An 11,502-nucleotide genomic window follows, 5' to 3' on the forward strand; every position below is an offset into this window, starting at 1 on the left:
GCGCGGTCGCTCAGGCGCCGGGCAGCGGGGTGGGTTGCGGCTCCCGGGTGACCCGGCGCACCGTCCAGACGGTGATGAGCAGCAGCAACGCGTACGGCGGGTAGCCCAGCGCCAGCCGGGCCACGCCCAGCGCCGTGTCCTGGTGGGCCAGGTAGAGGCCGGCCTGCACGCCCACCTTGGCGAGCCACACCACGCCCCAGAGCACGGTCAGCCGGGTGAAGACGCGGACCAGCTTCGGGTCGGCCCGCCACTCGGAGCGGCCCTTGGCGACCAGCACCGACCAGATCCACCCGACGAGGGGCTGCCGGATGGCCGCCGAGATCAGCAGGGCGATGCCGTAGCCGATGCCGTAGAGGATGCCGGGAAGGTAGAAATCCCGCTCGTCACCGGTGCGCCAGGCGATGGCGGCGCCGATGCCGACCCCGAACAGCCCGTTGAGCGCGTGCCGGATCGGCCGGCGCTGAGCCAGCCGCAACCCGGCGATCAGCAGCGCGACGGCCACCGAGGCGATCACGGCGGGCCGCAGGTCGCCGATGATGTTGGCGAGCACGAAGACGACCACCGGGATGCTGGACTCGACCAGCCCCCGCCAGCCGCCGAGCTGGTCGGCCATCTGCTCGGCGATCGTGGGCAGCGGCTCGTCGTCCTGCGGAGGATCGATCTCCGGCTGTGCTGCCCGGTGCTGTCCCGTCGTCATGCCCGGCCTTCCGTCCGCGGTGCCGTCACTTCGGCGAGTCCAGCTCGTAGTACGGGTTGTAGATGACCTTGCGGTCGTCGCGCATGGCCACCCGGCCGCGCGCGGTCAGGTGCCGGCCCGGCTCGATCCCGGAGATGTGCCGCCGGCCCAGCCAGACCAGGGTGACGACGTCGCTGCCGTCGTAGAGGTCGGCCTCGAGCGTGGGCAGGTTGGTGCGCGGCGTGTAGACCACGGTGCGCAGCCGACCGGCCACCGAGACCACCTGGCCCCGGGAGCACTGCTGGGCCAGGACACCGCCGCACTCGGCGCTCTCCTGCCGCAGCTCCTGCGCGTCGATCTCGGCCTCGCTGGCGGTGAACCGTTGCAGGATGCGCCGCAGCGACACCCGGCTCTCGTCGGTCGTCATGACCTCCGCGTCACCCTCTCCACGCTCGCCGGCGCAGGCCGGCACCGGCCCAGCTCCGGCGACGCCGGAACCGTCCCGCCAGCGTACGCCGACGGGGCCGGTTCCGGCGGGCCGGTGCGCTCGGTCAGACCTGGCGGGGCTCGGAGGCGGCGGACGAATCCCCGCCCTCGGCGTCGGCCTGGTCGGCGATCTCGCGGGGCAGTCGCAGCGGCAGCGGCTCACGGACCGGCTTCGCCTCCTGGCCACGGTCGACCACCAGGCCGTCCAGGCACTCGGCGAGCGGCCCGGCGCCGGCCGGGTCGGTGGCCACCGGGCCCTGGAAGACGCCCCGGACCATCCAGCGCGGCCCGTCGACGCCGACGAACCGCAGGTTCGTCGGGCCGTCCGGGGTGCGCACCTGGGCGTGCAGCTCCGGGCCGTACTCGCCCTCGACCTCCTGCGCTGCGGCGCCGTCGCGCAGCAGCGACTGCCGGATCTCCTCGCGCACCTCGTCCCAGATCCCCTCGGACCGGGGGGCGGCGAAGACGCCGAGCTGCAGCGCGTTGTCCCCGTGCACCAGCACCACCTGCTGGATCACGCCCTGCGGGTCGGCCTGCACCCGCACCTCCACCTCGGCCACCGCCGGGATGTGCAGGCTGCCGAGGTCGAGTCGCTGCACGTCGTCGTCGACCTCGGAGATGTCGTACGGCCCGCGCACGAGCGCCGGCGCCGACGCGCCCTCGTCGAGGACCTCGGTGGCCCGCTCGTCGCGGGTGTGCCGCCCGGCATCGGCCCGCTTTCGGGAGAAGATCACTGCGCCCACCCTCCGCTGTTCACAATCACCCTGCCACCTCTTCCGTCTGCCCGTGGCCCGGCTCGGCCCGCCGCTGGTCGGCCCACTCCTGGCCGGCCGGTGACGGCACCAGCCCGGCGTGCCCGCCGGTCGAGCCGTGCCCGCCGGCCCCGCGCGAAGACCCGGGCAGCTCGGCCACCGGCTCGAACCGAACCCGCGCGACCCGCTGGATCACGAGCTGGGCGATCCGGTCGCCACGGGAGATCTTCGCGGTCGTGTCCCGATCATGGTTGATCAGGTTGACCATGATCTCACCCCGGTAGCCGGCGTCGACCGTACCGGGCGCGTTGAGCACCGTCACGCCGAGCCGGGCCGCCAGGCCGGACCGCGGATGGACCAGGCCCACGTACCCGTCCGGCAGGGCGACGGCCACGCCGGTGGGCACCAGGGCCCGACCGCCGGGCGGCAACTCCACCTCCGCGGCGGCCACCAGGTCGGCCCCGGCGTCGCCGGGATGGGCGTACGTGGGCAGCGGCAGCTCGGCATCGAGCAGCCGTACGGGCACGGGTACGACGTCGGTCACGGGTCCCCTCTTCGTCCGGTTGTCTCCGGTGACCCTGCCATCCTGCCGGTTGGCCGGCCCGCCGTGCGCCGTACCCTCGCAGGAGTGAGCATGTCGCCCTCTCCGTCCGCCGATCGGCCGCCGGTGCCGGCCCGTCCGGCGTACGCCGAACGGCTGGACCTGCCCTGGTGGCTGTGGCTGACCGGGCTGGTGGCCGCCGCGCTGCTGGCCGTCGAGATCTGGATGGGCGGCTCCGGCGTCCGCGCCTGGCTGCCCTTCGCGGTGCTGCTGCCGGTCACCGCCGCCGGGCTGTGGTGGCTGGGCCGCATCCGCGTCGCGGTCGTCGACTCCGAGCTGCGGGTGGACGACGCCCGCCTGCCGGTGCGCTTCGTGGCCGACGTGATCCCGTTGGACGTGACCGGCCGCCGTGAGGTGCTCGGTGTGGGCGCGGACCCACTCGCCTTCGTGGTGCAGCGGCCCTGGATCGGCGGCGCCGTGCAGGTGGTGCTCGACGACCCGGCCGACCCGACCCCCTTCTGGGTGGTGAGCACGAGGCGTCCGGTCGAGCTGGCCGAGGCGGTGCTGGCCGCGCGGGACGCCGGTCGGCCTGCCGACCGTACGGCCGGCGAACCGGGCTGACCGACCGCGCTCAGGTTCCCGTCGGCGGGCCGGGCAGGGCCGGCGGCGGCGCCGGCCGGGCGATGCCGCGGCGGCGCAGGTCCACCTGGAGCTGGTCGGCCATCTGCCGGGTGGCCCGGCGGTTGAGGAAGCTGGCCACCGCCGCGCCGGTCAGGAACGGCCCGAGCGTGGTGAGGTTGCGCCCGAATCGGCGCAGCATCATGTCCCGCATCTCCTTGCGGGCGGCGGTGCCGAGCACCGCGCCCACCCCCACGCCGGGCACCATCGGGTTGATCCCGCGCTGGGTGGCCCAGGAGTGCACCAGGGCCACCGCTCGTTGGCTGCCGACGCCCGGCAGCGACACGCCGTGGATCTCGTGCAGCTCACCGATCAGTTTCAGCTCCACCGCCACGACGGCGACGGTCTCGGCGGCGAGCAGCACGGGCGCGGAGAGCAGCGTGGGTGCGACGGCCCATTCGACGGCGGCGACTCCCCCGCCTGCCGCGCCGATCCCGGCCGTGGCGCGGGAGGCGTTGCGGATCAGTCGCTCGGCCAGGGCGGCGTCGTCCAGGCCGGGAAAGTGTCGACGCAGGGTGGCCAGGTCCCGGACCGGTACGTGCGGGGCGATCTCGGCCACCGTGTCGGTCATCCAGCGCACGGCGGCGCGGGGCTTGAACAGGTCGGAGATGCCTCGGCTGCGGGCCTGTCCCACCATCCGGGTGAGCAGTTGCCGTCGCCGGGCCGGCTCGATGTCGTCCGCGGTCAACGCCGCGACGGTGGCGCCGAGATCGTCCGCGCCGTCGTCGGTGGTGTCGCCTCGATCGCTCATGGGTCGGACCTCCCGGTGGTGTGGCTACCCCGCTACGAGTCAAGCAGGTACCCACCGGCGTTGCATGCCTACACCGGTAGCGGCGGCCCCGATCAGGAGGCCGCCGCCGGTGTCGTGAGTGTCAGACGCACTCTCGGCAGATCAGCTCGCCGTTGCGCTCGACCGCCAGCTGGCTGCGATGGTGGACCAGGAAGCAGCGGGCGCACCGGAACTCGTCCTGCTGCATCGGTAGCACCTTGACAGTGAGCTCCTCGTCGGCCAGGTCGGCACCGGGCAGCTCGAAGCTCTCGGCGACCTCGGCCTCGTCGACGTCCACCGCGCCCGACTGTGAGTCGACGCGCCGGGCCTTGAGCTCTTCCAGGCTGTCCTCGCCGAGGTCGACCTCGTCGCGACGCGGGGCGTCGTAGTCGGTGGCCATCGGATGTCACTCTCCCATATCGATGTTGTCGCTTCCGGTTGTAACGCCGGACGACGCTGTTTCGGTTCCGCTGGCCGGCAACCACTTGTGTCGGGCACCCGACCCGGGGGACCGTACGGGTCGGGACCGCTGGGGCCACTCCCCTGCGAGCGCGGAACCTTACCCCCCCTTGGGCGAGGCATGTATACCGCCCTTGCGGCTGAGATGTACGCCCCCGCACGCCAAGTTGTTCCCAATGTGATTCAGGCGACACGAAGATAGGGGTAGTAGTACCCGGTTCACGGTCGGCGCGCCGGCATGTCGGACTGTTTCCACGCGACGGCCGGACAACCGTTAACCTCAGCGGCGTATTCGACGGCCGGCGGTCAGTGCGATCGTTGGTGGCCGCCGCCACCCACCTGAGGTCCCGGGAGCGCCCAGATGAGTTTTGCGCGAGTGCGAGCACTCGTTGTCGTCGGCCTGCTGGGGGTCCTGGCCCTGGCGTTCGTGATCACCGCGATCGTCCGCGACAGCCAGAGCGAGGCCGGCGCGGCGGGCGGCTGCCCGGACGGCTGGCCGTTGGCCGACGTCACCCTGCACGAGCCCAAGGACGTCAAGATCAACGTCTTGAACGCGACCGACGAGCCGGGCCGGGCGGGCACCGTCGCCGACGACTTCCGCAACCGCAAGTTCCAGGTCAAGAAGGTCGGCAACGCGCCCAAGGGCATCGACGACGTCGCCGTGCTGAAGTTCGGGCCCAAGGGCGTCAGCTCCGCCCACCTGCTGAAGGCGTACTTCCTCGACAACGCCGAGCCGGTCTACGACGAGAAGCGCACCGACGACACCGTGGACGTGGTGTTGGGCAATGGCTTCCAGCAGCTCGCCACCACCACCGAGGTCAACCAGTCCCTCGGCGACCTGGGCCCACCGGTCGCGCCGGCGGGCTCCTGCCCGTCCCCCGCCGCCAAGAAGTGACGGCGTAACCGGGCCGTCCGCCCCGCGCCGGGCGTCCCGGTCCGCGACGGCGGCGCGGTCAGGGGCCGCCGGAGGCGTCCAGGGCGGCCAGCCGGTCGTGCAGCTCGGCGAAGAGGGCGGGCGGGGCCGCGATCACCAGGTCCGGGCCGGGCGGGCGACCGGCCAGGCCGGAGACCCGCACGCCCGCCTCGGCGGCCACCAGCCCGCCGGCGGCCAGGTCCCAGGCGGCCAGGCCCTTCTCGAAGTACGCGTCCAGCCGCCCCTCCGCCACCAGGCAGAGGTCCAGGGCGGCCGCTCCGAGGCGGCGGATGTCCCGCACCGACGCGATCAGTCCGGCCACCACCGCCGCCTGGTGCGCCCGCCGACCGGCGTCATAGCCGAAGCCGGTGCCGACCAGCGCCTGCCCCAGATCCGTCTCGCCGGAACAGCGCAGCCGGACGCCGTCGCGCCAGGCGCCGCCACCAGCGGTGGCGGTCCACTCCTCGCCGGTGTTCACGTTGCGCACCACGCCGGCGACCACCACCCCGTCCACCTCGGCGGCCAGCGACACCGCGCTGTACGGCAACCCGTAGAGGTAGTTCACGGTGCCGTCGATCGGGTCGACGATCCACCGCACGCCGCCCGGCTCCGCCGGACCGGTGGCCTCCGTCCCGTACTCCTCGCCCAGGACCGCGTCCCCCGGCCGCAGCGCGCGCAGGGCGTCGAGGACCTGCCGCTCGACGGCCCGGTCGGCCGCCGTGACCACGTCGGTGACCGTGCTCTTGGTCGCCGCCACGGAGACGCCCTCGACCCGCATCCGGTACGCGGTGGCCGCGGCGTCCCGCGCCACGTCGACCGCGATCGCCAACAGTTCCCGCGGTGGCGGCGCCGAACGGTCCATTCCAGGGTCCCCTTCCCGTACGACCGGGACGTTCCGGGCCGTGCGCGAGTATCATCCTTACAAACTCCACATCTGCGCCGAATCGGCGGTCCCGCCGTCGTTACGTCGTGCGGCGCAGGATGATCGCCGCAGACGGCGTTACAATTCACCCTGCCCACGCGCCACGGACCGCCGACCACCGGCCGGTCCGTGACACGGGGGTCCCTCAACCACATCGCCCGGCCCGGTTGCCCCACGCTGTGCCGGACGATCCGGCCGTGCCCGCTCTTCGCCTCCGGAAGGTCATTCGTGACAGAACCCCGCCAGCCCGGCGCCGACGTTCGCTCGCTCACCGACACCCTGATCGCCCACGCGCAGAGCGCCGGCGGTCAGCTCACGTCGGCCCAGCTCGCGCGCACCGTCGAGACCGCCGAGGTGACTCCGGCCCAGGCCAAGAAGATCCTGCGGGCGCTCTCCGAGGCGGGAGTGACCGTTGTGGTGGACGGCTCGGCGAGCACCCGCCGCCGGGTCGCCGCGGCCCGCTCGACGACCCCCGCGTCCCGGGCCACCACCGCCAAGACCACCAAGAAGGCCGCCGCGCCCGCCCCGAAGCAGGCGCCCGCCTCCGACGAGGCGCCGTCGACGCCGGCGCCGCGCAAGGTGGCCGCTCGCAAGGCCGCCGGCAGCACCGCCGAGGTCGCCGCCGCCGCGGCCACCCCGGCGAAGGCGACCAAGTCGACCCGCGCCACCAAGGCGACGGTCGCCGCGGCCGCCGGAGCCAAGCCGGTCAAGGCCGGCGGCAAGGCCAAGGGCGCCGAGGGTGAGATCGACCCCGAGGAGCTCGCCGCCGCCATCGAGGACGTGGTGGTGGAGGAGCCGGCCGAGCTGGCCCAGGCCGCCGAGACCGACGCCGCCGCGTCGGCCACCGACAACGACTTCGAGTGGGACGACGAGGAGTCCGAGGCGCTCAAGCAGGCCCGGCGCGACGCCGAGCTGACCGCCTCCGCCGACTCCGTCCGGGCGTACCTGAAGCAGATCGGCAAGGTCCCGCTGCTCAATGCCGAGCAGGAGGTGGAGCTGGCCAAGCGGATCGAGGCCGGGCTCTACGCCGCCGAGCAGCTGCGCGCAGCCGACGAGGGCGAGGAGAAGCTCGCCCGGGAGATGGTCCGCGACCTGGGCTGGATCTCCCGCGACGGCGAGCGCGCCAAGAACCACCTCCTGGAGGCGAACCTCCGTCTGGTCGTCTCCCTGGCCAAGCGGTACACGGGGCGCGGCATGGCCTTCCTGGACCTCATCCAGGAGGGCAACCTCGGCCTCATCCGCGCGGTGGAGAAGTTCGACTACACCAAGGGCTACAAGTTCTCCACGTACGCCACCTGGTGGATCCGGCAGGCGATCACCCGCGCCATGGCCGACCAGGCCCGGACCATCCGCATCCCGGTGCACATGGTCGAGGTCATCAACAAGCTCGGCCGCATACAGCGCGAGCTGCTCCAGGACCTGGGCCGTGAGCCCACGCCGGAGGAGCTGGCCAAGGAGATGGACATCACACCGGAGAAGGTGCTGGAGATCCAGCAGTACGCCCGGGAGCCCATCTCGCTGGACCAGACCATCGGTGACGAGGGCGACAGCCAGCTCGGTGACTTCATCGAGGATTCCGAGGCTGTGGTCGCCGTCGACGCGGTCTCGTTCTCGCTCCTGCAGGACCAGCTCCAGCAGGTGCTGCAGACGCTCTCCGAGCGTGAGGCGGGTGTGGTGCGCCTGCGTTTCGGCCTGACCGACGGTCAGCCGCGGACGCTGGACGAGATCGGTCAGGTCTACGGGGTGACCCGGGAGCGGATCCGGCAGATCGAGTCCAAGACGATGTCCAAGCTGCGTCACCCGTCCCGGTCGCAGGTTCTCCGGGATTACCTGGACTGAGCCGGTTTCGTCAACCGAACGTGTCGTTTTGACCACCTGGTGTGCAACACCAGATGGTGATCGTCCGGATGCACGAATGTGATCGTTGACGTGGCACCCTGGGTTCACGGCACACTGTCCCTGCCATGTGTGACCTCGGTCCCCCGCGGGCACACAGGGAAGGCAAGGCCCGGCACGGGTGTTGCACGATAGGTGAGCAACGACCGAAGAGATTGTTCATCGGTGACGACCAGAGGAGGAAGGCGATGACCCCGACCCTCACGCCGCCGCCCGAGACGGTGGCTCCCCCAGCCGCCGATGAACGGTGCGACCGCTGCAATGCTGCCGGCAAGCTCCGGATCACTCTCTCGGGTGGGAGCGAGTTGGTGTTCTGTGGGCACCACGCGAACAAGTACGCGGAGGATCTCGTGAAGATCACCGTGCGGTTCGCAACGGACCCCGAGTTCAGCTGGCGTGGCGCCGATCTGATGGCGAACTGAGTCCGCAACCCGACATAGCCGACCGGAGGCACCCCACGGGGCGCCTCCGGTCGGCTTTTCGGTACCCACCCATGCGGCCCCGCACGGCCCCCGCGCCCGGCGTACGCCCGGCGCACGAGGTGCCCGCGGGCTAGAGGGTCTGCACGGTGGCGATACGTTCCTCGAGCTGCTCGATGGTGGCCTGGGCGCTCGGCGGGCCGCCGCAGAGCCGGCGCAGCTCGGCGTGGATCTTGCCGTGGGGTTGGCCGGTGCGATGGTGCCGGGCGGCCACCAGAGCGTTCAGTTGGCGCCGGAGCGCCACGCGGCGCTGGGCGGCACTCATGGGTGCCGGCGGCGCGGCGGTGGGCGCAGCGGCCGGCTGAGCGGCCCGCTCGGCGGTACGGCGACGCTGGGCGGCGAGTTGGTCGGCCTGCCGTTTGGTGAGCAGCAGGGAGACCTGGTCGGCGGTGAGCAGGCCGGGCAGGCCGAGGTACTCCTCCTCCTCGGGGGTGCCGGCCTGGGCCGCGGTCCCGAACGACGCGCCGTCGAAGATCACCTGATCCAGTTCGGCGGTGGCCGAGAGTGCGGCGAACCGCTTCTCCAGCTCCCCGCTGGCCTGGTCGTCGCGCTGCGCGCGTTCCAGCAGGTCGTCGTCGAAGCCGTCGGAGTCCTTGGGTTTGCCGAGGACGTGGTCCCGCTCGTTCTCCATCTCGCTGGCCAGCCCGAGCAGGTGCGGCACGCTGGGCAGGAAGACCGACGCGGTCTCGCCGGGGCGGCGGGCCCGCACGAACCGGCCGATCGCCTGGGCGAAGTAGAGCGGGGTGCTGGCGCTGGTGGCGTAGACACCGACCGCCAGTCGAGGGATGTCGACCCCCTCGGACACCATCCGCACCGCGACCAGCCACCGCTGGTCGGACGCCGCGAACGTCGCGATGCGCGCGGACGCGCCCTGGTCGTCGGAGAGCACCACAGCGGCCTTCTCGCCGGTCACCTGCTCGATGAGCTTGGCGTACGAGCGGGCGGTCTGCTGGTCGGTGGCGATGATCAGACCGCCGGCGTCGGGCATGCCGGCGTTGCGCAGCACGGTGAGTCGGGCGTCGGCGGCCCGCAGCACCTGCGGCATCCAGTCCCCCGCCGGGTCCAGGGCGGTACGCCACGCCTGCGCCACCAGATCCTGGGTCATCGGCTCGCCGAGGCGGGCCGCCAACTCGTCCCCCGCGTTGGTGCGCCACCGGGTCTCCCCGGAGTACGCGAGGAAGAGCACCGGCCGGACGACTCCGTCGCGCAGCGCGTCGGCGTAGCCGTAGACCGAGTCGGCGTGGGAGCGCAGCAACCCGTCACCGCCCCGCTCGTAGGTGACGAACGGGATCGGGTTGTCGTCGGAGCGGAACGGCGTACCGGTGAGCATCAGCCGACGTACGGCGGGCTCGAAGGCGTTCTTGACGCCGTCGCCCCAGGAGCGGGAGTCGCCGGCGTGGTGGATCTCGTCGAGGATGACCAGGGTGCGGCGGGTCATGGTGCGCCGCCGGTGCACCTGCGGGGCCATTCCCACCTGGGCGTAGGTGACCACCGCACCGTGGAAGTCGGCCGCCGAGTGCACGTCGGCGTTGCGGAACGCGGCGTCGAGCTGAATGCCCACCCGGGCCGCGGCCTCGGCCCACTGGTTCTTCAGGTGCTCGGTGGGCGCGACCACGGTGACCGCCTCGACGGTGCCGTCGCCGAGCAGTTCGGCGGCGATCCGCAGGGCGAAGGTGGTCTTGCCGGCGCCCGGCGTGGCGACCGCGGTGAAGTCCTCGGTACGCCGGCGCAGGTACTCCACCAGGGCCTTGCGCTGCCAGGCACGTAGTGCCGGGAACGTCTCGAGCACCGGCGTCCGGGCTGCCACGCGAAAGCTCCTCTCCGACCGCACGAGGGCGGACACCGGGCGAGGGCCACGAGTACCGCCGCCCATGAAAACGCCTCCGCGCAGAAGCTGCCGCGAAGGCCGACTCAGCATAACCAGCGCGGGCCCGCGGGCCCAGGCGACACCACGCCTGTCACATCCGACGACCTCCTCACCACTCGCGGTCGGTGCGTGGATCCGCCCCGTCGGCACGCGGCGGGCGCAGCGTGGCCACCGGCGCGGACCAGCGTCGACGCAGCGCGATCAGGCGCAGCCCGAAGACCAGCACGGCGGCGGCGGTGAGCGGCACGGGCCCGGTTCGGCCGGTGACGTACAGCAGCACCACCAGAACCGAACCGGCCAGTGCGGCCAGCGCGTAGATCTCCCGGCGCAGCACGACCGGGATCTCGGCGGTCAGCAGGTCCCGGCCGAGCCCTCCGCCGATCGCGGTGAGCATGCCGATCAGGCAGGCGCCGACCGCCGGCACCCGGGCGTCGAGCGCCTTGAGCGTGCCGGTGACGGTGAACAGACCGAGGCCCGCCGCGTCGAGCACCAGCACCGTGGTGCGCAGTCGGGCGAGCTGCGGGTGCAGCCAGAAGACGGCGAGCGCGGTGATCGCCGCGGTGGCGGCGTACCGCCAGTCGGCGAAGGCGAGCGGCGGTACCTCGTCGATGACCAGGTCGCGCAGGATCCCGCCGCCGAGCGCGGCCACGAAGCCGACGAACGCGACGCCGAACAGGTCGAGTCGTTTGGCCACCGCCGCCGAGGCGCCGGAGGCGGCGAAGACCGCCACCCCGGTCAGGTCGGCGAGGAGCAGGGCGGTGGAGGTGGTCACCGCCGCAGGCTACGTCGACGGCCGGAGCGCCGGCCCAGGTTCACTCGCGGTACGAGTCGTAGATCTCCTTGCACTTGGGGCAGACCGGCGAGCCCGGCTTGGCCGCCTTGGTGACCGGAAAGGTCTCCCCGCAGAGCGCGACGACGAAGGTGCCCATGACGGCACTCTCGGCGATCTTCTCCTTGCGGACGTAATGGAACATCTCGGGACCGGTGTCGGCGTCCTTCAGTTCCGGACGCTCGAGAACCTCTGTGCTCACGTCTGCACCTCCGATCGTCAAGTTTGGCAGGTC

The 11,502-nt window shown here is 72.5% G+C and carries 14 protein-coding genes; 4 read left to right on the top strand and 10 right to left on the bottom strand.

Annotation, left to right across the window (positions count from 1 at the left end):
* Positions 1-10: 10 nt before the first annotated feature.
* The 4 genes from OG505_RS18920 to dut form a co-directional block, all read right to left on the bottom strand.
* Positions 11-697 (bottom strand): DUF3159 domain-containing protein, encoded by a 687-nt coding sequence (locus OG505_RS18920; protein ID WP_405426169.1) that lies wholly within the window; start codon positions 695-697, stop codon positions 11-13.
* Positions 698-722: 25 nt separating this feature from the next.
* Positions 723-1,103, bottom strand: a complete 381-nt coding sequence (locus OG505_RS18925) for an OB-fold nucleic acid binding domain-containing protein (RefSeq protein WP_357498525.1) — start codon at positions 1,101-1,103, stop codon at positions 723-725.
* Between the two features lie 124 nt (positions 1,104-1,227).
* Positions 1,228-1,896, bottom strand: a complete 669-nt coding sequence (locus OG505_RS18930; protein WP_405426172.1) for a DUF3710 domain-containing protein — start codon at positions 1,894-1,896, stop codon at positions 1,228-1,230.
* Positions 1,897-1,921: 25 nt separating this feature from the next.
* Positions 1,922-2,458, bottom strand: a complete 537-nt coding sequence (gene dut / locus OG505_RS18935) for a dUTP diphosphatase (protein ID WP_405426174.1) — start codon at positions 2,456-2,458, stop codon at positions 1,922-1,924.
* Positions 2,459-2,542: 84 nt separating this feature from the next.
* Here dut and OG505_RS18940 point away from each other — a divergent pair, with 84 nt between their 5' ends.
* A complete protein-coding gene (locus OG505_RS18940) occupies positions 2,543-3,076 on the top strand; it encodes a DUF3093 domain-containing protein (RefSeq protein ID WP_405426176.1) in 534 nt (177 codons plus the stop codon).
* Between the two features lie 10 nt (positions 3,077-3,086).
* On the opposite strand, the gene OG505_RS18945 is transcribed toward OG505_RS18940, so the two are convergent.
* Together OG505_RS18945 and OG505_RS18950 are read right to left on the bottom strand one after the other, a co-directional pair.
* A complete protein-coding gene (locus OG505_RS18945) occupies positions 3,087-3,884 on the bottom strand; it encodes a hypothetical protein (RefSeq protein ID WP_405426178.1) in 798 nt (265 codons plus the stop codon).
* Positions 3,885-4,005: 121 nt separating this feature from the next.
* A complete protein-coding gene (locus OG505_RS18950) occupies positions 4,006-4,302 on the bottom strand; it encodes a DUF4193 domain-containing protein (RefSeq protein ID WP_007075406.1) in 297 nt (98 codons plus the stop codon).
* Positions 4,303-4,737: 435 nt separating this feature from the next.
* Between OG505_RS18950 and OG505_RS18955 the strand changes: the two genes are divergently transcribed.
* Positions 4,738-5,256: a LytR C-terminal domain-containing protein gene (locus OG505_RS18955; RefSeq protein ID WP_405434582.1), complete on the top strand. Its 519-nt coding sequence runs from the start codon at positions 4,738-4,740 to the stop codon at positions 5,254-5,256.
* Positions 5,257-5,314: 58 nt separating this feature from the next.
* Here OG505_RS18955 and OG505_RS18960 read toward each other — a convergent pair whose 3' ends face one another.
* Positions 5,315-6,136 carry an inositol monophosphatase family protein gene (locus OG505_RS18960; RefSeq protein WP_405426182.1) on the bottom strand — a complete coding sequence of 274 codons (822 nt, stop codon included), beginning with the start codon at positions 6,134-6,136 and terminating at the stop codon, positions 5,315-5,317.
* 288 nt (positions 6,137-6,424) lie between these two features.
* Here OG505_RS18960 and OG505_RS18965 point away from each other — a divergent pair, with 288 nt between their 5' ends.
* Both OG505_RS18965 and OG505_RS18970 read left to right on the top strand, forming a co-directional pair.
* On the top strand, positions 6,425-8,035 hold the full coding sequence (locus tag OG505_RS18965) for an RNA polymerase sigma factor (protein ID WP_405426184.1): 1,611 nt from the start codon (positions 6,425-6,427) through the stop codon (positions 8,033-8,035).
* Between the two features lie 245 nt (positions 8,036-8,280).
* On the top strand, positions 8,281-8,514 hold the full coding sequence (locus OG505_RS18970) for a hypothetical protein (RefSeq protein WP_355234582.1): 234 nt from the start codon (positions 8,281-8,283) through the stop codon (positions 8,512-8,514).
* 130 nt (positions 8,515-8,644) lie between these two features.
* Here OG505_RS18970 and OG505_RS18975 read toward each other — a convergent pair whose 3' ends face one another.
* The 3 genes from OG505_RS18975 to OG505_RS18985 all read right to left on the bottom strand — a co-directional run bounded on the left by OG505_RS18975 (position 8,645) and on the right by OG505_RS18985 (position 11,469).
* Positions 8,645-10,378, bottom strand: coding sequence for a DEAD/DEAH box helicase (locus OG505_RS18975; RefSeq protein WP_405426186.1), 1,734 nt, complete (start codon positions 10,376-10,378; stop codon positions 8,645-8,647).
* A 169-nt stretch (positions 10,379-10,547) separates the two neighbouring features.
* The gene (locus OG505_RS18980; protein WP_405426188.1) at positions 10,548-11,210 is read right to left on the bottom strand and encodes a trimeric intracellular cation channel family protein; all 663 of its coding nucleotides are present in this window, start codon (positions 11,208-11,210) and stop codon (positions 10,548-10,550) included.
* Positions 11,211-11,250: 40 nt separating this feature from the next.
* Positions 11,251-11,469, bottom strand: a complete 219-nt coding sequence (locus OG505_RS18985) for a DUF3039 domain-containing protein (protein WP_007456912.1) — start codon at positions 11,467-11,469, stop codon at positions 11,251-11,253.
* Positions 11,470-11,502 lie beyond the last annotated feature (33 nt).

Origin of the sequence: Micromonospora sp. NBC_00617 (genome assembly GCF_045161355.1) — a bacterium.
Lineage (GTDB): Bacteria > Actinomycetota > Actinomycetes > Mycobacteriales > Micromonosporaceae > Micromonospora.